Below are 21,529 nucleotides of genomic sequence, written 5' to 3'. Positions count from 1 at the left end.
TGGCGAATTGTCGTATGCGATCGTAATCCCGGAAATTCTCGATTGGAACCGGATGCCGCGCGCCGAAGAGGTATCTTCGTCGGCTGCAACGCGCCCCGGAAGCGCCTATTTCTGCTTGTCGGCTTTGGCATAGGCTTCGCTGAAATAGGCCAGGAATATGTCCAACATGCCGTTCTCGTGTGCTTCCTCCATGGTTCGCCAGGTCGCGACAAAAGCGTCCCAGGCCTGGCTCTTTTTCGACGAGAACGACGTCGGCGGAAGCTTTCTTCCGATCGCTTCCGGAGACAGGTCGTCAAGCAGCCGCGACAGCGCCGCCTGCATGGCGGCATAGGTGGCGAATTCGTGGGTCTTGAGATCGCGGAACGCATCCTCGATGCTGCGCCTGGCATCGAGATAGCCGGCCCGGCGCCGTGCGAACATGATCTCGAGTATGTCGTCGGTTCCCGGGACGAATTTCAGCGGGTTGTTGTCGGCGGCGCTGATCATCGTTCTCTGCGTGCTCTTGGCCAGCATTTTCGCCGCCGCGCGCGCCTTCAGCAGCAAGGTCAGTTCCTCGACCACCGTCCGCAGCACCGCGCCGATCTCGGCCGCAACTTCATGCGGGTCGCGCGATTGCAGTAGTTCCGGCGAGATGCCGGCCGCGATCGCGATTTCCCGCAGCACTTCGTCTCTTGTCGAGGGCAAAGGCGGTTGTGACGGGAACGTCGATGCGGCACCGCGCTGCCCGGACCGTTGTTCCGCGGGGTCGAAGAACGGCCCATCTCCGAATTCCAGCGACCGGCCTGCCGCAGCCGGCATTTCGCGCTGCGTCGAACCGTGGCTTGGATGGCCGGTCGCGACCCGCTCCTCGTCGATCGACACGAAGATGACATAACGGCCGATCAGCATCCGGTCGCCGCTGCCCAGTCGATGCGGGCCGGTCATGCGCTGGCTTGACCCGTTGATGTAGGTTCCGTTGCGCGAGACGTCGTGCAGCCAGAACGCACCTGCCACGTAGCGGACCTCGCAATGCCGGCCCGAGATGAATTTGTCGGGGTCCGACAAGGTCCAGTCGCAAGCATCGCGTCCGATTTCGAAGCTGCGATCCCGCGCCGCGTAGCCGGTCGAGATGCCCGCAGGCAAGGCGTCGACATTGTTGATTTGCAGACTGATGTACATCCAGGATCGCCGTCGAACACTGACCGATACTCCACATTCTAGCAGTTTGCACATACAACAGGACAGCAGCGTTTCGAGGCAATGCATCGACAGGGTAAGGATTTTCCACCGTGCGTCCTCTTTGGTCGGCGCGACAACATGTGGTAGGCTCAACATGGCCTGGTGCGGCGGGTCCTGAAAAGTTCCTGATGAGATGGCGGGAACTTCAAATCCACCGCGCCGGCGGCCGCGTCCAGGAGGGGCACGACCCATGCCGAACGAACGTGCCACGGTTGTGCAGACACCGGTCGGCGCCGAGCTGACCTTCACGCATCTTGTCGGCCGCGACGAGATCAGCCGCTGCTTTGCCTATACGGTCGGCTTCGTCGGGCCCAACTCCGACATCGATCCGCTGAAGATGCTGGGGGGCGTGGTTTCGGTCGAAGGAGAATCCGATCCAAAACGGTGGTTCAGCGGCCTGGTGTCCGAGTTCCGCCTGACCCGCATCGAGGACCGGCTGGCCTATTACGAAGCGGTCGTCAGGCCGTGGCTCTGGTTTCTCGGCAATGCGACCGATTGCCGGATCTTCCAGAACATGACCGCTGTCGAGATCGTCGAAAAGATCTTCTCGAAATACGGTACGGCGAAATTCGAGAAGCGGCTGCAGGGGTCGTACCCGTCGCGCGAATACTGCGTGCAGTATGACGAGAGCGATCTCGATTTCGTCCAGCGCCTGCTCGAGCACGAAGGCATCTTCTATTTCTTCGAGCATGACGAGGGCAAGCACACGCTCGTTCTGTGCGACGCGATGAGCAAGCTGAAGCCGGCGCCGGGCTACGAGAAGATACCCTATAATTTCGAGGGGCAGGGCTCGCGGCGCGACGTCGAATACATCACCGAATGGATTCCTGGCAGTTCGGTGCGGCCGGGGGCCTATGCCCATACCGACTATGATTTCCAGAAGCCTGGGGCCGATCTGATGGCGAAGTCGGCCCAGCCGTTCAGCCACAAGGAAGCTGCCGGCGAGAATTATCGCCAGCCTGGGGCGCATCTCGATGTCGGGCGCGGCGACACTCTGGCCGGTATCCGGCGCGAGGAACTCCAGGCCGTGCACCAGCGCATCACTGCCGTCGGAACCGTGCGCGGCCTCCATTCCGGCTGCACGTTCAAGCTGGAAAGCTTTCCGCGCGATGACCAGAACCAGGAGTATCTGGTGGTCAGCGCCGAATACAGGTTGTTCGACCCGGGCTACAGAACCCAGAACGAGGCCCACAGCGAGAATTTCAAACTCGTGCTGGGTGTCGCACCGACTGCCTTGCCCTATCGCGCGCCGCGGATCACGCCGCGGCCGATCATGCGCGGGCCGCAGACGGCGACGGTGGTCGGCCCTTCCGGCGAGGAGATATTCACCGACAAATATGCCCGGGTGAAGGTGCAGTTCCACTGGGACCGCCTGGGCAAGAAGAACGAAAACAGTTCCTGCTTCGTCCGTGTCTCGCAGACCTGGGCCGGCAGCGGCTGGGGCTTCATCCAGATACCGCGCATCGGCCAGGAGGTGATCGTCGACTTCCTGGAAGGCGACCCTGATCTGCCGATCATCACCGGCAGGGTCTACAACGCCTCGCAGATGCCGCCCTACGGCTTGCCCGGCAACGCAACGCAATCGGGCTGGAAATCCAACTCTTCGAAAGGCGGCGGCGGTTACAACGAGCTGATGTTCGAGGACAAGGCCGGCTCCGAACTGGTCAATTTCCAGGCGCAGAAGGACCACCACCTTCTGATCAAGCACGACCGCACCAAGCTCGTCCAGCACGACCAGTCCGACCGCATCGACCACGACGCCAAGCATTCCGTCGGCCACAACCTCGATGAGGACGTCGGCAACAACAAGACGGTCAAGGTCGGCGTCGACCAGACCACGAATATCGGCTCGAACGACACCGAGACAGTGGGCAAGAACCGCTCGCTGACGGTGGGGTCGAATGAGACGATTGGCATCGGTTCGAACTCGACGGAGACGATCGGCTCCAACCACTCGCAGACCGTCGGGATTGTCCAGACCGTCACTGTCGGCGCCGCCCGCATCGATACCGTCGGTGCATCCGAGACACGAAGCGTCGGCGGGCCGCAGACAAACACCATCGGCGCGACGCGGTCGGTTACGGTTGGTGCTGCGCAGAGCCATAACATCGGTGCTTCGGATGGTTGGGAAATTGCCGCCAGCCAGAGTGTCCAGATCGGCGCGGACCAGAGTTTCGCAATTGCCGGCAGCAAGGTTTCTCAGATCGGCAAGGATCGCAACACCAAGATCGCGAGCAACGATGTCACCGAAATTGGTGCGGCCCATGAGCTCAAGGTCGCAAAAGGCAGCATGGTCCGGGTCGGCGAGGACGCGACCATAAATGTAGGCAAGACGTTTGTGCTCGAGGCGGGCGATTCCATCGCCCTGAAATGCGGTTCCGCGACGATCACGATGAAGAAAGACGGTACGATCACCATCGAGGGCAAGGACATTTCCGTCAAGGGCTCGGGCAAGATCAATATGAAGGCCTCGAGCGACATCACGATGAAGGGTTCGGAAATTAAGCAGAATTGAAGGCGGACGATGACACAGGTTGTAGAGCGAATCGAAGGCGTTGTGATCGGCATATTCCTGGGCTTCGGTGAGGACGCGCCACTGGTCGTGTTTCCCGGAAATCCGCAGGAAACAGCGATCCCGGCGCGTAGCCTGACCGAGCTGACATCGGCGATGATCGGCGCCGAGGTGGCGCTGCTTTTCCAGGAGGGCGATCCGAACCGACCACTCATCGTCGGCCGGATTGTCGAGCCGTCGCGCAAATCCGCCGCCGCCCAGGTCATACGCGACGGAGAGCGCGTAACCATAACGGGTGACGAGCGTGTCGAGCTTCGCTGCGGCAAGGCGACGATCATCATGGAGAAGGACGGCCGCATCACCATTCGCGGCACCTACGTGACAAGCCATGCCAGCGCCACGAACCGTATCCGGGGCGGGTCGGTGAACCTAAACTGATGCCGAAGGTCGTTCTTCGCGAGATTGTGCGACAGCATGCGGAAATGGCGGCATTTCTGTGGACCGTCTACGACCACCATTTGCTGCACCCTGACGAAAACCCCGACATGGACGAGGAGCGCCTCGCGCGCCTTGTCGAACGGCTGGACGCTCATCTCGATGGCCTTCGGGTCGCGGGCCAGGTGGGGCAGGAGATCGCCGAACTGCTTTATGCCGAATATCCGGAGGCAGGTGAAATGTTCGTGCTCCGCATGCTGGTGAATGGCGCGCCGGCGCGGATCGCCGAACTCGACCTCGCCAAAGTGCGGGCGTATCTATCGGAGAACGGGCATTAGGACCGCCGTCCGCCAACTTGCGGGTACTGGGCAGATGCTCGGCCCAACCCGGCGCGGTCACGTCAGCCGAAGGCCTTCGTCATAGACGAGGGTAAGTGTTTTCCACTTGCGGCCGTCAAAGCGCCAGGCGGTATCGATACCGGCCACATAGAGGAATTCGCCATCGCTGCGCAGGTCCGACGCGATGCCGGTGTCCTCGAATGGCTCAAGCGCGCCGCCCACCTCGATATTGAGGCCAGCTTCGTCGCCCCAGTAGGTCTTGCCCTTGAAACTGCGCACGGCGAGATAGGTCATGTCAGCGGCAGCCTCGATCTGGGTCACTTCCTCATCCGCGATGCACAGGCAGACACCATCGTCGCCCGCGACCCTTATCTTGCCGTCCGGCGCAATGTCGATGCCGCGAAACCGGTCGTGCCGATGCACATCCAGCGGGCGCCAGCCCGCGCCCACCAGTTGGTGAATGGTGCCCATCTCGCCGCAGGCGTAGATGCCATGTTTCGGATGCCCGTGAACATCCAGATACTCATTGGATCCAAGCGGGGCGATGGGCTGCCATTGCGAGCCGGCCAGCCGGTACGCCACGCCGTCCGTGCCGACGGCAATCGGTCCGCCGGAATCTTCGGCCCAGACTTGCCTGAGGCTCTTCTGGCTGACCTTGTCACGCGCCCAGTTGGCATCGGCATTGCGCCAGATCCAGGTCGTGGCTTCCAGCGCGAACAACTCGCCTGAAGGCGCAGCCGAAAGCGACATCAGCCATTCGGAGGTCACCAGGAAGCCCCGCGCTGTCTTGGGGTTGAAATCATCGACGATGAAGATCACCGAGACTGTCGTGACATAGTCGGCATCGCTGAGCAGGAACAGAATGGCCGCCTTGCCTCCGCCCAAGGGCGCGATCTGAAGGCATTCGATGTCCGTGTCGCTGTCGGTTGCGAACCCCTCGAGGTCTTCCTTGTCCATTTTCATCCGCGTCATCCTCCTGAGATGTGGCTGCGGTTCCCCGAGAGCCGGTCGGTCGGCTAACAGGACACTTTCGAGGGAGCGACGTCCGCCGCTGTCACGACCACGGACTCCCCTCCGGCGGCTTTCTTCAGGCGTTTTTTTGCAACCTGCACGAGGCGAGCCTGATCCTTCGCCTTCGGACAACTGCCATGGCAGGCCGTCTTGTCTTTGACCTCCTGCTCGGACTTGTTCATGCTCTTCTTCATGTATTCCATGTTGGCAGTCTTCAGGCACTCCGTCGCAGCGGCATGCACGGCCGGCGGAATTTTCGGGTCATCCAGGTTCTTGACCGTGCTGTTCACGCAAGTGTCGGTAAAATCACCGAGCTTGCCGGCCGAATTGTTGCTCAGCCAGTTGCGGGCGTCTGCCGACTTGAAGTTGTGCGGGGTTTTGCGTTTCTTGCCGATTATCTTTTTGGTCGGTACGCCGGCCGCCTTGGCCTTCGCACCTTCGCCCGCCAGCCATTTTGCCTTCATGCAAATGCAGGGCGCTTCCTTGTCGTCATAGGCCTTGCAGCAATCCAGCGTCAGGTCGCGAACGCCTTCGGCGGTGAAGAACTGGACCTCGACGGTATGCTCCTTCTCATAACCGTCCGGGCATTCCAGCTCCTTGTAAGGCTTGATTTCGAGGTCGGAGCATTTGAAGGTCGCCACCGTGGCCGTGGCGACCTTGGGCATTGGCGGTCCGCCGGCCGTGGGGGAGGCATGGTCGTTCGACGAAATGTCGGTGAAACGGCTGATCGGCTCACCATCCATTTTGACGTTGCCCGACCAGGCATGGGCGTATTCCTTGCCCGTGTTCACGGAGGTGATGAGGTTCTTCTTGGGCGCGCAGCCAGCCTCGTTGCCGGTGCATTTGGTGTAATAGGATTTGTTCTTCTGAGTGACCGTCTTGCCGCCGATCTTGACCGTGCCGGTGCCGCTGTCGGTGTCACTGTCCATCCCAAACGTCGGATAGGGAACCGGAACGCCGGGTGGGGTTGCCGGCGTTTGCGGCGGCGTGAAGCAGACGTAAGGAAAAGCCGCGATAACCTGGTTCGCTTGCGCTTTGCAGGCAACCTCGAGGCCATTGGCATACACCGTCATGCCGTTCTCCCGTAAGCGAACACCGCGGCGCCGCAGGCACCGGCATCGGACGATGCCTCGATGAGAACCGGATTGCCGGCGGCATATCCTTTGCCGGCTGCGGTCCAGGCCATGCCGACCATTGTTGGAACGGCTGCGGCTCCGATATTGCCAAGCGACTCCGCGGGTGACCACAGGTCCTGGAACTCGTGGCGCCCTCGCAGGAGGCGGATCGAGGCCAGCGCAGTCTGCTTGAACCAGTACTGCTCGCCGATCAGATCGGCGATGCGATAGCCGAGCCGGTTCATCTCGATCCCGGTCTCGTGGAACGCCGCATCATAGGCGGCTGTCATGCCGTCGGCGCGCAACGGCAAATCCTGGCCGTTGTAGATCGAAGCCGCCTCGCGCGAAAGACCGAGCCCGAAGAGCCTGAAACCGCCATTGCGCGGGCGGGTGCACAGCACCGCCGCTGCAGCTTCGCCTGGAATGAAGCCGTTCGAATTGTCTGCCGTCAGCAGGCGGCCTTTGCTGAGATAGTGGGAAATCGTTGGTGCCGTCAGATAGCTGTCGACACCCGCGATCATGACATAGGGCGCTTCGCCCGAAGCAATCAGCCTGCGCGCCTGATCGAACGCGACGTGGCCGGACGGACGGCCAAAAGCCACGATGCGAGAGCGCAGATGCGGTTCTATTTCAACGATCTCGCTGATCCGGCGCAGCAGTGCAAGATTGTCCCGCACCGGCCGGCCGGGCCGATCTTCTTCCGCAAGGCAGAGGATCAGCGCCGTCTGCCCTCGCGCTTGCGGGTGATTGTCGAAAGCCTCCGCTATGGCCCCGGCCGCCAGGTGGGCCATTCGTTTCTCGCCGATCCAGTTGCGTGGCAGCGGCACGGGTGCACCCGTAAGCCATCCCGCGGGCGAGCCGGTGAAACGCGTTTCCTGAAAGCCGTCGAGCCGGGCGCGCATCGCTGCGCAAGCAGAGGGTGCATCGAGGCCAACGGCCGTCACCATACCAACCGAAACGATCTCGATCGGGGAGGTCATGCGTCTTCCTCCTCGGGCGCGGTGCCGTTGGCGCGGATATAGGTACGACCTGTCGCGCGCGCCCTCAGCATGGCCGGCGTCGGCGGCCCGACCCAACCTTCCGTGAAGTCGAGGATGGTTCGCTTGATCCGCTGCGATACGCGCCAGACCAGTGAGAACCGTCTGCTCTCCGCGTCGAACAGGATCGTGTCCGGGTAGACCTCGCCTTCGAATGACTTGGCGCGGCCTTTGAACAAGGTGAGCGGCAGCGCCGTCGCGGGTAGCCTAAAACCTGTGCGCCCCTCGGGCGTCAGGTTCACCAGCTGCACGACCTCGCCACCTCTCGGCAGGTCGATCTGCTGGTCGGACGGCGCCGACTGGAAATAGCGCTCGTCGAAGTCCGGCGGCAGGAACGGAAAGATGTTCTTGGTCCAGTTGTCGTCGTAAGTGCCGCCATGTTCGATGCGGCCCGGCCAGCCACGGCCCATCGGGCCAAAGCTCATCGGCTTGTAGTCGCCGAATGGCGAGCGGACCTCTTCGCCGACCGCCTGGGTGTTCGGCAGCCGCAGGCCGGGGATCAGCCGCTGGTTCTTGGTGCGCGACCAGCCGGTCCCGACCGGGTTGTATTTGTAGCTGCCGGGGAGCTTGTCCTCCGGGTCGAGCCTGTCGACACCACCCCAGGCGACGTCATAGGAGATGGGCAGTTTCAGGAAGGGTTGCGGCGCTGTGGCGGTAAAAACCGGGCCGATGGAGCGCCATTCGCGGTGGCCGACGACCTCGAACAGTTTTGACCAATTGCCAACCTTGATGCCGACCGGCACGCGCTCGGCCGGGCGCCCGCCCGGCGCGTAGGCGCAGCCATTGGCGATCACGTCGCAGCGCGGTTTGCGGAAGGCGAAGTCGGTCTCCCACAGCGTGGCCGAGTAGCCAGGCACGCCGGTTTGTGTGTCGGCCATCACCAGCGGCACCTGCTCCGCCGATTTTTGCACCAGTCCGCCCGGCTTGGCGGGGAAGTCGAACGTGCCTTTGACGACCACGACAATCCATTCATGGCCGGCCTTGTCCATGGCCATGGTGAACTGGTGCGGATAGCCCATCTGGTTCCAGATCTGCATCAGCTGGTCTCCCAGCTGGCAGCGAGGATCTGTTCCAAAGTCGCCTGCGGCGATTGCGGATCGATGTCGAAAATGTCCGAACGGGCCGTCCACATCACCATATCGCCGATGATCTCGTCGCCTGCCTCGACGGATGGCACCGGCAGTCCGGCCAGCGCGGCATCCAACTCGTCGGGCGTCAGCTCGCCATTCTGGGCGGCGGTGGCCGCCGCTTCGATGCTGGCAAACCACGCCTCGGCGTCGGCGAATTGAATGGGAGCTTCGGCAAGCTGGGCGACGACGCTCAAAGGAAATTTCCTTCCGACCCTGTCGGCGCTTTGCACGATGATGCCTGCCGATGCGCCGAAGGATACCGGACCCGCCAGAAAGCGCAGCGCGGTTGTGCCTGGCCAAAATTCCGAGCCGAACAGCGGGACGAGATGCTGCGCCAGCCAGCGGTCCCAGCCGCGGACAAAGTCGCCCGACAGCCGCCGCGTCACGAAGTCGCCGGTGGCGGGCATTTTGCCGTAAAAGCCGGGCAAGATCATATCTGCGGCGGACATGAGAATTTCTTGAACATCTGCAGATTGTAGGGGTTCTCGACGCTGGCGGCCTTGAGTTCGAAATCGGCCCACATTCCCTTCGTGCCCAGGCGCAGGCTGTAGACATCGGAGAGCGACGTGCCGGCGAAACGGCCGTTGCGCAGCATCCTCAGCCACGCCCAACTGCCAGTCTCGTTGAGCATGATTTCGGGCGATCCGTCGATGGGCTGGAAGGCGAGCGAAATGACCCCGGTGCCGTCCTTGCCCGGCCAGGTCATCGGTTGCGGCCGCGTCGCATTGTTGAAGTAGACCAGCGTCTGACCATCGAGATTGAGCGTGACCCGCGTGACGTTGGGAGACAGGTCCTTCGGTTCGAGCGTGAAGCTCATCACCGGTCCGGTGCCACCGGGAAAGAGATCGTCGCGGATATGCCTGGCCTGCTCGAACGCCGCCAGCGCCGAAGGATCGAGGCCGAAATCGGCGCGCCATTTCCATGGCTGGCTGGTGGTGTCGACATAGTTGATCAGGTGGTCGTTGATGAAACCGTCGATCAGTCCGGCCGGCCCGAACAAACGGGCGAAATCACGCACATTGACGTCCACAGCGCTGTCGGGACTGAATGGATAGCGGTCGTTCAGCGCCGCCTGGCAGAACGGCAATATGTCCGCCCGCCAGATGGCGTTGAGCTCCGACGTGACCGCCTTCTGCGTCAGATTGCTGGTGTCACCGGCAATTCCGCTAAGCCAGACGTTGATAGGATCGGGCAGGATCTGTGCTTGCCTGGCGACCGCACCGGTCAGTTCGGCAAGGCCGCCTTGCTTCTTGATGGCATCCTGCGGATTGGGGTTGGCGGTGACCGTCTGCAAAACGTTCGACAGCGCGGTCAGCGCGACGACGGCGGCATCCAGCGCCGGCGGCTGGCCGTCGACCTCGGCAATGGTGCTCTTCAGCGGCTTGAAATGTTCGGCCACCAGATTGCCGGTCAGGTCCACCTCTGTGGCTGAGCCGGCGCGGGGCAGCAGTTTCGCACCGCTTGTCGCCAGCTTGCCGAGTTTGCCCAACTTGCCGAGCAGTTTCGAGGCACCCTTGGCCGCCGCCTTGTTGTCGGCGGGCGCGTCGTCGGAACGCGTCAGTTCGGTCTCCTGAACGACCGCCGTCAGCAGCCGCTTCAAGGCTGAATCGGCACTCGAGAGGTCCTTCAGGTTTTCGCTGGCGACATTGAGATCGGTCAATGGCGCGAGCCGCATGTCGCGCAGGAAGCTGTCCCATTGCGCGATGTAGTCGTCATAGTAGAGTTTTAGAATATCCTCGGACAGCGCCGAGACCGAGGTCTCGGAATTTTCCGAGCAGCCGCCGGCGAAAACCGCGCGATCGAGCGCCGCCTGGGCGGCGACATCGTCGATGCGGTCGAGAATGGCGTCGTGGAAGCCGGCATAGGTGAACGCTCCGGCAATGCCGACGCGAAGCGTCTTGTCCGAACGCCGCGCAAACACCTTGCCGCCATTGGGGCCGGCGAAATTGGCCGGGATCCACTCCTTGAGCCCGGCCACCTCCGGATCGGCCAGCAACTGCTTGTAGGCCCGCGCCGGCAACGAGATCGTGCACACTGTTTTCAGCGCTTCGGCGACCAGCGCCTGGTCGGGCGCGACATAGCTTTCGTCGACCGCCATGCGGCGGATGGCGGCAAGCTGATGCTCTTCGGCATCGGCGGTCGGAAAGGGTGCTGCGGCCGCGAATTCCGGCAGGATGTTCACCCACCAGTTCTGGGCGAAATCGGGGTCCATCTGCGACAGGCCCGTCATCATGCGATAGGTCTTCAATGCGCCGAGCATGAAATCCGGATCGCGGATCTGCCGCCACATGGTCGCCTCGAGCAGCGCCACCATCCGTGGTTCGAGCACGTTGCGCAGGGCGTGGTCGTAAGTGTCGGTCTGTGCCCGCACCAGCTCCGCCGAGGCCGATGGCCCCAGCAGATCCTGGGCTGCGCCTGGCGGTGCTGTCCGGGCATTCGCGACCGCGTCCATCGCCTCGAGTGCGCCGTCTATGGCAGGCTGCTGCACCGATGCCGGATTTGCGGCAGTTGCGGTCAGCGGCGTTTGCAGCGCCTCGAACTGGCTCGCCTGCGCCGTGATCGCGTTGCGGTTGTCGAAATAGGACCAAGTGAACAGCCCGCCGGCCAGCACGGCTGCCGCAGCACACGCAGCCGCCGCACCGCGCCAGATCCAGGCGCGGCGGCGCTGCGCCAGCGGATCGAACGTGCCGAGGCCGGCCTCTTTGAAGATGACTTCGGTGAGCAGGTTCTTCAGGAAGAAGCTGCGTTTCTCCACCCTTTGCGCGGGCAGGGCCCGCCGTGGCGGCAGGCCGAAGGACGACGACAGCGCAGCGGTCAGCCGGTCGATGGGCGCCCCTTCCTGCGTCGCTGAAGTCAGATAGAGGCCGCGCAGCCAGGCTGCCTCTTCATAGCGGCTTTCGCCGACCATCGCCTCGACCAGCACCTGGATCGGTTCGGACAGGCTGGACAGCTGGGCGGGAAACCTGAAGATCTCGGCGCGGGCGGCGAGCTTGTCCTCGTCTTCCAGGCGCGGCACCAGCCGCCGCTCGAGCTCCGTCGCCAGCGTCGAAATTTCGCGTTCGATGGTCTTGGCATCGACGCGCGCATCCAGCGCGAAGGTCGTTCCCCACACCTGTTCGCGCGAGGCTGTGGACAGGCCGCCGAAGAAAGCCTCGAAACCCTTGATCAAATCGGCCTTGGTCAGCATCAAATAGACCGGAAGGCGGATTTCGAGCCGGTCGTTGAGCTCGGCCAGCCGGCGGCGGATCTTGCGGCCATGCGCCTTGATGGCTTCGTCGCCCTCCGACAGCACGTCGATCGACAGCGCGACAATCACGCCGTTGAGCGCGCGGCGGCCGCGATGCTTCTTCAAAAGGTCGAGGAAGCCCAGCCATTCCGCCGCGTCGACATCGGGCTGGCTCTCCTGCTGGACATAGCGGCCGGCGGTGTCGATCAGAACGGCGCTCTCGGAAAAGAACCAGTCGCAGTTGCGCGTGCCGCCGACGCCTTGCAAATCGTCGGTGAGGTCGATCGGAAAATTCAGTCCGGACTGCCGCAAGGCGGTGGTCTTGCCGGTGGCCGGCGGCCCAACGATCACGTACCACGGCATCTCGCGCAGGAACTTGCGTCCGCCGAGCTTGCGGCGTTTCAGTTCGGCCATCACTTCGGCGAATTTGGCGCCGACGGCGGCGACGTTCTCTTCGCCGGGGCTGAGCGGCTTTTCCGCTACGGGTGCTGCGATCTCGGCGACGAACATGCGGTTGGCGCGGATCGCCCGGCGCTGGGCGACGATCAACCAGATCAGCCAGAAGATGATCAGCCCCGCGATCATGGCAATGCGCACATTGTCGGAATCGAAAGGCGAATACGGACCGACCCTGACGATCGGACCGAACACCCAGATGACCAGGGACAGCAGCGTGATGCCGATCAGCGTCCACAGCCAGCGCGATGTCAGGACCGCCCAGAGGAAGCGCAGGATAAACATCTCACAGCCTCTTTTCGACGAGCACCTCGACGCGGCGGTTCAAGGCTCGCCCCTCGCGCGTGCTGTCGCTGGCCACCGGGTCGGTCGCCGCGCGGCCCTCGGAATGGACGCGGTCCTGCGGCACCCCGTTCTGCACCAGCATGTCGGCGATCGTCTGGGCGCGCGCCTCCGACAGCCGCTGGTTGGTCGACAGCGGGTTGGTCTTTTGCAGGGGAACGCCGTCCGTATGACCGATCACCGTGATGTTCCCGATCAGCTCCTGATTGGCGAGGATCACCTTGGCGATCGAAGCGATCAGCGGTTCGAAGCCGTCGCTCAGTTGTGGCCGCGACGACTGGAACAGTTCGGGATTGGAAGCCTGGATGATCAGCTTGGCCAGCGAAACGCTCTCGGTGCCGCTGAGGGCGGATTTGAGGTCGGCCGGCGCCCCGGCCTGGAATTCCGGCAACAGCGCAAAATCCACTTTTTCCGGTGGCGGGGCATCGACCTTGGGCGAGGTCCGGCTGATGTCGCCGCGTTCGGGCGGCGGCAATGCGCGCACAAGGGCTGATAGTTCGACCGCCTGGCTGCTCAGCCCCATCGACAGCCCGATATGGATGGCGGTGGCGACAACCGCCGCGCCGAGCGCCATGACCCAGATCGGAACGATGAAGCGCTGCGGCTCGTCGGAGGCGATGACGCCCTTCCAGTTTGGCGACAGCGGCGCGCCCTCGGCGTCGGCATCGCGCAGGAAGCGTGCCGCCGCCACGCGAACCGCATTGAGCGAGCGATCGCCTGAGCGGCCGGGCACGCGATATTTGCCGCGGAAGCCGAGCGCCATGCAATTGTACTGCAGCTCCAGCAATTCGCGGTCGCGGTTGGGATGGCGTTCCAGTTCGTCGAGACGCGTGAAGAACTGCGTGCCGGCATCGACGTCGCCACGCAGCATGACCACAAGCGGCTGCCTCGGCCAGGCGCTGGCCCCGCCCCAGGGCGTGTTCAGGGCGAGATCGTCGAGCAACGCCGCCACCACCCAGGCTGCCTGATCGGCCCGCTCCATCGAGGAGCCCGTCGACATTGCCGTGTCGCGTGCCCGAACCAGTTCTTCGAGCAGTCGGGTGCGCAGCGCTTCCGGGTTCTCCGGCGCCAGCGCGCTTTCAAGCTCGGGCGCGAATTCGAGCAAGGGCGCGAATGCGTTGACGAGTGCGTTCGGGTGGGTGCGAGACCGCTTCACCGCCGCACCCGGCAAGAGTGGCGCCATCGGCCGCGGCATCGGCGCGCCGGTCAGCCTTATGCGGGTGCGTTCGCGATCCTCCGACAGTCCGAAAGGATCATCGCGGCTCATCATCTCACCTGTTCACCGAGTAGCAGTCCACCTGCGGCTCGCTTGGCAATACGCCCGAAACGCCGATGACGAAGCCGGGGGCATCGAGCAGCGACGCCCAGTGTTCGCTTTTCTGGTCCAGCTCGAGGCACAGCCGATCGCCGTCGTAAGGGATTTCGCGCGGCTGGGAATGAAGCGGTTTCAGCGGAATGCCGGGCAGACGCGATTTCCACAAGCCCTCGAACTGGTCGGCGGAACCGACAGTCGCCTGATTGACGAATATCTTGCGCAGCGCGTCTTCCGACAGCTCCGAACCGACCCGGATGACGATGCGGCTGGCCACCAGCAGCTTCGGGTTGTCGATGCGGATTTTCCAGACATTGGTCGAATGCCGCATGACCGGCAGCGCCCGCGATTTCGGTTCGATGTAGCGCAGGCTGAGGATGAGCGAGCGTAGCGCATCCGCCAGCGCCATATAGGCGGGGCCGGGCGCCATGTGATCGTAAGCCGGCAGCTCGCCCAGCCGCCGCGCGCTCGATCCGTACGTCGCCATCGAACCGGCGAGCCCGGCAAGTTCAAGGTAAAGCTCGGCCGGATGGAAGACATCCTGCGCCAGCATGTGGGCCAGCCGCGGCCGCGCCGCATTGGCGAGGTTAAGCATCAGCAGGTCTTCGACGCTGCGCCCCGGTCCGCCCATCACCATCTTGCCATGCGCCTCGGCGATCTGGTCGAGGCCGGTGACGACTTCCAGCAGCAGTTGCCGATACCAGGCAACCGCTCCGGTCACCAGTGTCGGCGGCAGGAAGGTCTCGTCCAGCGAGACGCCGCCATCGGCTCGAACACCCTTGAGATCGGCGATCGGCAAGGCTGTGTAGCCGCCAACCGATTTGCCGGGTGCAAGCAGCAGCGCTTGTGGCCGGGCGATTTCGATCTCTTCAGGGTCTGAACCGCCCTGGACGGCGTCGCGCACCGAAACGATCCGCCCGTGATAGCGGGCTCCCGAGGCGGCGGCGTGTGCCGGATCGAAGCCGACACCGCCGGGAGGCTCGAGCGGCAAGGCGACCAGCACCGATCCCGCAGCCGTATCGGACGTGACCGGCAACGGCCGCGGCGCGTCCATCATCTCTGGAATGGCGAAAGGTGTCCCGTCCGGAAAGATGCCCCGTGCCGACAGGATGGCGACCTGGCCGGCGTCGAGCAACGCCTGGTCCAGCGTCAGCTGCTGAAAGCCGAACGTATGCAGTTGCCCGGCCTGCAACGCGCCGCGTACTGTCGCCTCGAAAAAGCGATCCTGCTGCTGGAAATGCTGGGTCCGCAGGAAAAGCCCTTCGGACCACAGCACCCTGTTTGCATCGCTCATGCCGCTACTCTCTGCATCGAGCTCCCCTTGCCTTGGCCGCTAGGCGGAAATGCCGCCGCTGCCAAGCGAGACATTGATCGTGAATTTCGATCCCGACGACACCGACTTGGTCGTGCGCCAGTTCCTGCCGGTGGGTTCGCGGATCAGCGCGACGAAGCCCAGCGCCGTCGCGTCCGGTTCGACGGTGATGGTTTTCGACGCGGATTTACCCGGCCCGACGGCGATCTGGTCGGATCCGATGAGATCGCCTGCCAGCGCCGAGCCGGAATCGCCTTGCAGGGCAAAGTAGTCGGCGGAATTGAACTTGCCGGTGCTGCGCAGCCGCATGACGAGAACTGTCACCGGCCGGTCGCCACCGCCAGGTCCCGGGTTCATGCCGGCCCCTCCGGTCACATTGATGGTGATCACCGAGGGTTTTGGCGGACCACTCTGGCAAGCCGTAAGCAGCCCGGTCGCGCCCAGGGTAACAACGAATTGACGTCGGTCGATCATGTCTCACTCCTCCTCATATGCGTCCCGAAAATCGGCGCCGATTTCGCCAAGAAAGCTTTTCTCGGCACTCTCGGCGATTTCACGATGGCGTTTCTGGTAAAGCTCCCACAGCTTGGCGCTGCGCCCGCCCGCAAGCAGGTTGCCGAGCGCCGAATTCGACTTCAGCTCCTGCTCGATCGCAGCCGGCTCAAAACGGTCGACCATACGTCGCAATGCGGCCTGCACGCCGCGCCAGGCGCGCACGTGATGCTGCGCGAGATCGCGGATCGCGTCGGCGATTGCCGCTTCGCCGGCCAGAAATCCGGGGCTGCGCTCGGCGATAAGCGTGACGATGGCGTCGTCAATCGTCGGCAGAAATTTGAGCGGATTGACTTCGGAAGCCCCGACCATGGTCTGGGCGACGCGGGCGTTGCCCTTTTCCTCGGCCCGCTTGCGCAGAAGCTGCATCAGGCCTTCCATCATCAGCCTGTATTCGCGGCCGAACTTCTCCATTTCCGCAATGCTGTCGCGCCCCGGAAAATCGGCTTCCTCGACGCCGATGCCGCGCAGGAATGCGGAGCGAAGCGCCATGTCCCCCAGCTGTGCCGCTGCCGGCATGCGGGCGGGTTTGGCGGCAGCACCAGTGCGCACCGGAGGCGGGGCATCAGCCGCTTGCACAGGCAGATCCCAGGGATTGGCGGATTGCGGCCTTTGGGGGGCTCGTTCGCGCTGACCGATCGCGCCGGCGCCGTTTGCCGAACTGGGCGCCGCGGCTGGTCCGAAGCCAAAGTCGTCCTTGAATTCGGATGGCTTTCCGGCGGCAGGTTCGGTGGACCCGTTGAGGGGAGGCACCGAGTCGAGGCTGAACGGGTCCGCGAAGCTTGGCGAGCCAGGTTCGGGATAAGGGGCAACACCTTTCGACCCAGGCGACGAAACCGGATCGAGGCTGAACGGGTCATCGAAAGCAGGCGAGCTGCGCTGGCTGGAGGCTGCGCGCTCGAACGCGCCCGCAACCGGCTGCTCGAACGGATTGGGCAGATCGGCTGGACGTGGCCGTCGCGGCTCTTCCTCGACCTTGGCGGAAAAGAAGTCATCACTGCCGATACTCAGCGGCGCCCGCGATGCCGGCGGCAAGCGTTCCGCAACTGGCTGGCTGGCAGCGGGTGTCTGAGCTGTCGGCGACTGCAGGTCGACATAGACGACATAGTCGCCAAGTCTCAGCCGCATGCCGCTTTGAAGCCGCGTCGACTGGCCGGCACCGAGCGGGCTGTCGGAGTCGTTTATGTAGAGCCCGCTGCTCGACGTGTCGGTGACGAAATAGCCGTCTCGCCCACCCGTGATCCTGCAATGGGCGCGGGAAACGAACATGTCGGGATCGTTGATCTGCCAGCCTGCGTCGGCGCTGCGGCCGATCACCAGCTCGCCTTCGTCCAGCCGGGTCTGCCGTACCGCCTGGGTGCGTGGCCCTTGCTCCAGCGTCAGCAGCAGGCTCATGCCGCGACCCCCGCCATCTCCGGCCGCCATCCGACAATTGTCCGCAGCCGCAATTCGTCAGCATCGCCCCTTTCGGCGGGCCGCGCAAGCCAGGCGGTCCGGCCGAGCTGGACCGCTCCGATGCGGGGCGGCGGCACCGCTTCGCGCGCCAGCACGATGCGCAGGTCGACGTCGAGCGATTCCCCGACCATATCGCGAACGGCCTGCTTGAACAGTTTGAGGCGCGAGCCTCCCGGCAGGAACGCCTTGAACTCCTCGAAACCGAGAGGGCCTACGCGCAGCTCGATCCTGCTTTGGCGGTTGAAAACGCGGGGGCCGATCGTCGCCCCCCGGCCGAGCCCGGCATAGGCTTTTGCAAGGCGGGTCTGGAGACCGGTCGGTATGGTTATCCAGGCGGCGATGAACTCCTTGATTTGAACCGGCACCCTGAACGCTTCCGCCAGGAACAGTGTCAACCGTTCCGGGCCGTCGACCTGGCTGGCGAGTGACGCCGCCTGGCGAAGCTTGACGGTGTCGAGGTCAGGATTACGGGTGCCCGGAAGTCCAATCCCCGCCATCGCTTCCAGCATGGCGCGAACGCGGCCACCGACCGCGCGCTCGACCTGGACCGCCGGATGCGCATCAGCCCAGGCCCGGTAGTAGAGGGCGATCATGCGGTGCTGCAGGATGTTGACGAAGTCCACGAAGGTCGTGTCGCTGGTCTGCTGGGCGTCGGCGCCGGCAAACCAGCGCTGCGACAGGCGGTCGAGCACCCAGCGCGTCAGATGCAGCGGCATCGGACCCTCAGGCCCCAACAGACCGAGATTTGCAACCGTGACCCGGGCCGGAGCCTTGTCGCTGGCTTCGCGGAATTGCACCAGATCCCGCGCGGAAAAGGCGAGGCGCACATGCTGGCCAAGCCTTGCCGGCTCGCGGTCGGGGCGTCCGGAATGGCCGAACAGACCGCTCCGCTGTTCGAGACGGCGCAGCAGTTCGAAAAAGTCGAACGCTTCAGACAGACCTTCGGCCCGGTCTGGACCGGTCTTGTCCAGACCAGCTGTCTTGTCTAGATCAGGTAGCGATTGCCGGGCGTCATCGGCCATGGCACATCCTCCTGCTTCTGCAGCAGCCGCGTGCGGGTTCGCACGAAGCCGTTTATTCCGGCATGACGGGCAAACAGCCGCGCCAGCAAGGCCGACAGCAGCAAGGTGCTTTGCCCGGCCAGCACCGACTGGTCGACATGCAGCGTCACTTCAGTGCCGCGCCCGAAGCACATCGGCCCGTCGATCTGCAGCCGTTCGATCACCGACCGCGAGTCGATGCGCACGATCGAATGCACGTTGCGGGCAAGGCTCGGATCGCCGCGGTCGGCATAAAGATCGAGCAATGCATGCAGCGGATCGACGCCGCGGCCCTCCTTGGCGAGGCTCAAGAAGTTGAGCGCCAGCTGCGCCACCAGTCGCCAGGCGAGATCGTCGGCCCGGGATTCGTCGTCGGCTCCGGTGGGCAGTGCCGCGGGGATGGCCGGCTGCGGCGGACGCAGTGCACCGAGCAACCGCACGGATTCGACCGGGTCGCCGGCCTCCAGCGTCAAGGTCGGATTGTCATCGAGGATTGGCAGGTCGCGGTTGGTGCAAAGCGCCATGATGTCGAGCCGCTTCAACGGCCGGTTCGCCGGGCTTCCAAGCGGCCGCGATACGGCCAGGAAAACATCGTCGCCGGTGTATGACGTGCGGGTCAGGCCGTCGCTCCGCTCATCTTCCGTCGCCCGGCGTGGCCGCCGTTCCGTCGAATAGACCCAGCCACTGCCGCGGTTCTGCCCGAGGCTGAACAGCTCCGGTATCTCGGCGTCGCTGCCTTCACTGTCGGCATCCTCGACGCGGAGCACACGATAGATCTCGAAGTCGCGCGCCCGCGTGCGGTCGGCATGCAGCACCTGCCGCGTCTTGCGCTGATCGAGTTCGACGACGTTGCACTCACGCTCGAACAGATTGATGATCGGCGTCGCGAAAAGTTCGAAATCCGCCGGCGTCAGGTCGGCGAGTTCGGGCGCCGGGCGGCGGAACAGGAAGATGATCTCCAGTCCGGCCTCGCATTTGCGCACCACCGGCTGCAGCCCCAGGACCCGCGCATAGTGAAAGCGCTCCGGCATGACGAAGTATTCGCGCAGCAGGCGGTAGCCTTCGAATGTCGGGCGGGTGCGCGGCATCAAGGCCTCGTCGTCGCTGATGCCGACCATTTCGGGTGCCGGCAAGGGCGAAAGCCGGTTGGTCTTGCCTTCAGGCCGAGCGCCAATGGCCACGCAGGCGCCGAAAATCGCGTCGAACAGCAGCGGCGCCTTGGTGCGTCCGGCGAAGTAGAGGTCAAGCTGGTCGAGCGCCAATTCGTCGAGTTTGCCTTTTCCGGTCCGCGTCAGCACCAGCCGCAGCGCCGCCTCGCCGGCGATGCCGCCGATCGGTCCGATGCCGGCCGCCGCCAGCGCACTGCGATCCTGAAAATAGCTGACCGCAGTGATTGCTATCGGCCACAGCGTCATGTCCTGCGCGGTGGAGAAGGTGCAGCGCGTCGACAGGCCGGGTTGCAGGCTGGAGACCAGCCGCGTGTTGCGCTTGACGACGTGGCCGGCGGGCATGGTCTGCACCTGCTGGCCGGGTTTCAGCACCGCCATCGCGGTTGCCGGTGCCGGCGTGACCAGATCGGGATAGAGGACATCGAGCACGCTGCGCGAAAATCGCGAGCGCTCGGCGTCGACTTTCAGTCTTGTGCGCGCGGCGAGGAAGGCGACGCCGTCCAGCAGCCGTTCGACATAGGGATCGGGGCAGGGCACCGTATCGAGCGAAAGGTTGCGCGCCACCGCCGGATGCATGTCGGCGAATTCCGCCGCAAGGCTGCGGATATGGGTCAGTTCCTCCTCGTAATATTCGACGAAAACCCGATCCATCTCAGGCGTCCCTAATTTCGGTCCGCGCCAAGCCGTTGTCGAGATTGATCGTGGTGCGCAGGCGCATGCGTTCCGGTGTCGGCGTCATGATCAGCACGGCATCGATCTCGATCTTCAGGCCCACGGTCTTGTCGCCCAGGGTGACGGTAACCTTCGTCGCGCTTTCCTTGAGCCGAGGCTCGAAGGTGGCGAGCACCGAGCGGATTTCGCGCGCCAGCACGTCGCGGTCGAAGTCGCGGGACGACCGGCCCGAGAAGGAAGGCACGCCGTAATTGACCACGCTTCGACGGACCTCCGGAAAATCGGCAAGCGACGGTGGATTGTCCGCCATCTGCTCATTTTCCAGGTCGGAAAGCAGCGGCGTGGCCTCGAAGCGCTCGGTGTTGAACAGAGCCTCAATGTCGCGCCGCACCGCTTCCCTGAGCACGCGGGCCGATACCACCACACCGCGGCTTTCGATCTCGACACGGTGCTGGGCCTGAAAGGCCAGGCGATGCAGACGCCGTTTCTGGTCGGGCGTCAGCTCCGCATCGGCGTCGATGGTCCGCGCACTGCCGGCAACGAGGGTTTCGAGACGGTCCGCGCCAAGCTCGTCCAGCAGGACATGGCGCAGCCCGTCTATCTCCGAGGTCAGGCCCGGCAGGTCATTGACGAGGCGATCCCACAGCGACGGCTGGACCGCCTCGCTTTTCGCCCGCAGGCTGCCCGCGATCTGTTGCTTGCCCGCGCCGGGCCGCCGAACCTCACTTGCCGACATAGACATCCATTTCGGCTTCATCATTGCCGTCATAGACGAACTTGATCTTCTTGTAGGCGAAGCTGACCTCCTCCTGGATCAGGTCCTCCTCATCCTCGGCCTGCGACATGTCGTATTCCATGATCGAGGCGTCGGTGAGCGTGACGACCAGATAGTCCTTGGTCTCGCCATCGATGGTCCGGCGTGCGGAGAAAACCACTTCATCGAGCGCCTTGTTCTCGAACAAAGCCTTTTTCAGATAGGGCGAGGATTTGTCGTAGTGTTTGGTGAACTTGATCATGCCCATGGAGACGCGGCCACGGCGTGACAGCGAATTCGGGTCATAGGGTGCGACCATCTTGTAGTCGACGCCATGGATTTCGATCTCGTCATCGTGGCCGTCGCGGGTGCTGGGGCCCTTGATATCGGGAACCTTCAGAAAACCATCAATCTTGACTGGCATTGTCTTTCTCCACCGCTTT

Annotated in this window: 18 protein-coding genes; 3 read left to right on the top strand and 15 right to left on the bottom strand. The window is 63.8% G+C overall.

What is annotated here, in order from left to right; translation table 11 throughout:
* Positions 1–105 precede the first annotated feature (105 nt).
* Complete coding sequence (gene tagH, locus AC1DX0_RS03725) at positions 106–1,158, bottom strand: type VI secretion system-associated FHA domain protein TagH (protein WP_477220780.1); 1,053 nt, start codon at positions 1,156–1,158, stop codon at positions 106–108.
* Between the two features lie 250 nt (positions 1,159–1,408).
* Here tagH (AC1DX0_RS03725) and AC1DX0_RS03720 point away from each other — a divergent pair, with 250 nt between their 5' ends.
* Genes AC1DX0_RS03720 through AC1DX0_RS03710 form a run of 3 tightly spaced genes read left to right on the top strand, consistent with a single transcriptional unit; the run spans position 1,409 to position 4,503 of the window.
* Entirely contained in the window at positions 1,409–3,733 is a 2,325-nt protein-coding gene (locus AC1DX0_RS03720) for a type VI secretion system Vgr family protein (protein ID WP_477220781.1), read from the top strand.
* Between the two features lie 9 nt (positions 3,734–3,742).
* The gene (locus AC1DX0_RS03715; protein WP_477220782.1) at positions 3,743–4,168 is read left to right on the top strand and encodes a DUF6484 domain-containing protein; all 426 of its coding nucleotides are present in this window, start codon (positions 3,743–3,745) and stop codon (positions 4,166–4,168) included.
* Positions 4,168–4,503, top strand: a complete 336-nt coding sequence (locus AC1DX0_RS03710; protein ID WP_477220783.1) for a hypothetical protein — start codon at positions 4,168–4,170, stop codon at positions 4,501–4,503. Before AC1DX0_RS03715 ends, AC1DX0_RS03710 begins: the two co-directional genes overlap by 1 nt.
* A gap of 57 nt (positions 4,504–4,560) precedes the next feature.
* On the opposite strand, the gene AC1DX0_RS03705 is transcribed toward AC1DX0_RS03710, so the two are convergent.
* Genes AC1DX0_RS03705 through AC1DX0_RS03640 form a run of 14 tightly spaced genes read right to left on the bottom strand, consistent with a single transcriptional unit; the run spans position 4,561 to position 21,510 of the window.
* Positions 4,561–5,466, bottom strand: coding sequence for a hypothetical protein (locus AC1DX0_RS03705; RefSeq protein WP_477220784.1), 906 nt, complete (start codon positions 5,464–5,466; stop codon positions 4,561–4,563).
* Between the two features lie 53 nt (positions 5,467–5,519).
* Positions 5,520–6,587 (bottom strand): PAAR-like domain-containing protein, encoded by a 1,068-nt coding sequence (locus AC1DX0_RS03700; protein WP_477220785.1) that lies wholly within the window; start codon positions 6,585–6,587, stop codon positions 5,520–5,522.
* Positions 6,584–7,609, bottom strand: a complete 1,026-nt coding sequence (locus AC1DX0_RS03695) for a beta-ketoacyl synthase N-terminal-like domain-containing protein (RefSeq protein WP_477220786.1) — start codon at positions 7,607–7,609, stop codon at positions 6,584–6,586. The genes AC1DX0_RS03700 and AC1DX0_RS03695 overlap by 4 nt, the downstream gene beginning before the upstream one ends.
* Positions 7,606–8,703, bottom strand: coding sequence for a DUF2169 family type VI secretion system accessory protein (locus AC1DX0_RS03690; RefSeq protein WP_477220787.1), 1,098 nt, complete (start codon positions 8,701–8,703; stop codon positions 7,606–7,608). The genes AC1DX0_RS03695 and AC1DX0_RS03690 overlap by 4 nt, the downstream gene beginning before the upstream one ends.
* The gene (gene tagF / locus AC1DX0_RS03685; RefSeq protein ID WP_477220788.1) at positions 8,703–9,245 is read right to left on the bottom strand and encodes a type VI secretion system-associated protein TagF; all 543 of its coding nucleotides are present in this window, start codon (positions 9,243–9,245) and stop codon (positions 8,703–8,705) included. Before tagF ends, AC1DX0_RS03690 begins: the two co-directional genes overlap by 1 nt.
* Positions 9,227–12,763 carry a type VI secretion system membrane subunit TssM gene (gene tssM, locus AC1DX0_RS03680; RefSeq protein WP_477220789.1) on the bottom strand — a complete coding sequence of 1,179 codons (3,537 nt, stop codon included), beginning with the start codon at positions 12,761–12,763 and terminating at the stop codon, positions 9,227–9,229. Before tssM ends, tagF begins: the two co-directional genes overlap by 19 nt.
* A gap of 1 nt (position 12,764) precedes the next feature.
* Positions 12,765–14,087 carry a type IVB secretion system protein IcmH/DotU gene (gene icmH, locus AC1DX0_RS03675; RefSeq protein WP_477220790.1) on the bottom strand — a complete coding sequence of 441 codons (1,323 nt, stop codon included), beginning with the start codon at positions 14,085–14,087 and terminating at the stop codon, positions 12,765–12,767.
* 4 nt (positions 14,088–14,091) lie between these two features.
* Positions 14,092–15,426, bottom strand: coding sequence for a type VI secretion system baseplate subunit TssK (gene tssK / locus AC1DX0_RS03670; protein WP_477220791.1), 1,335 nt, complete (start codon positions 15,424–15,426; stop codon positions 14,092–14,094).
* A 39-nt stretch (positions 15,427–15,465) separates the two neighbouring features.
* A complete protein-coding gene (gene tssJ, locus AC1DX0_RS03665; RefSeq protein WP_477220792.1) occupies positions 15,466–15,918 on the bottom strand; it encodes a type VI secretion system lipoprotein TssJ in 453 nt (150 codons plus the stop codon).
* A gap of 3 nt (positions 15,919–15,921) precedes the next feature.
* Complete coding sequence (tagH, locus tag AC1DX0_RS03660; protein ID WP_477220793.1) at positions 15,922–17,391, bottom strand: type VI secretion system-associated FHA domain protein TagH; 1,470 nt, start codon at positions 17,389–17,391, stop codon at positions 15,922–15,924.
* Positions 17,388–18,473, bottom strand: a complete 1,086-nt coding sequence (gene tssG, locus AC1DX0_RS03655) for a type VI secretion system baseplate subunit TssG (protein ID WP_477220794.1) — start codon at positions 18,471–18,473, stop codon at positions 17,388–17,390. The genes tagH (AC1DX0_RS03660) and tssG overlap by 4 nt, the downstream gene beginning before the upstream one ends.
* A complete protein-coding gene (tssF, locus tag AC1DX0_RS03650; RefSeq protein ID WP_477220795.1) occupies positions 18,437–20,311 on the bottom strand; it encodes a type VI secretion system baseplate subunit TssF in 1,875 nt (624 codons plus the stop codon). The genes tssG and tssF overlap by 37 nt, the downstream gene beginning before the upstream one ends.
* Before the next feature lies 1 nt (position 20,312).
* Positions 20,313–21,068: a type VI secretion system baseplate subunit TssE gene (tssE, locus tag AC1DX0_RS03645; RefSeq protein ID WP_477221089.1), complete on the bottom strand. Its 756-nt coding sequence runs from the start codon at positions 21,066–21,068 to the stop codon at positions 20,313–20,315.
* Positions 21,055–21,510, bottom strand: a complete 456-nt coding sequence (locus AC1DX0_RS03640; RefSeq protein WP_477220796.1) for an Hcp family type VI secretion system effector — start codon at positions 21,508–21,510, stop codon at positions 21,055–21,057. The genes tssE and AC1DX0_RS03640 overlap by 14 nt, the downstream gene beginning before the upstream one ends.
* Positions 21,511–21,529: the final 19 nt, after the last annotated feature.

The sequence above is a fragment of the Mesorhizobium sp. P3_A9 genome (genome assembly GCF_056402975.1).
This window is presented reverse-complemented; position numbering and strand designations above follow the sequence as displayed.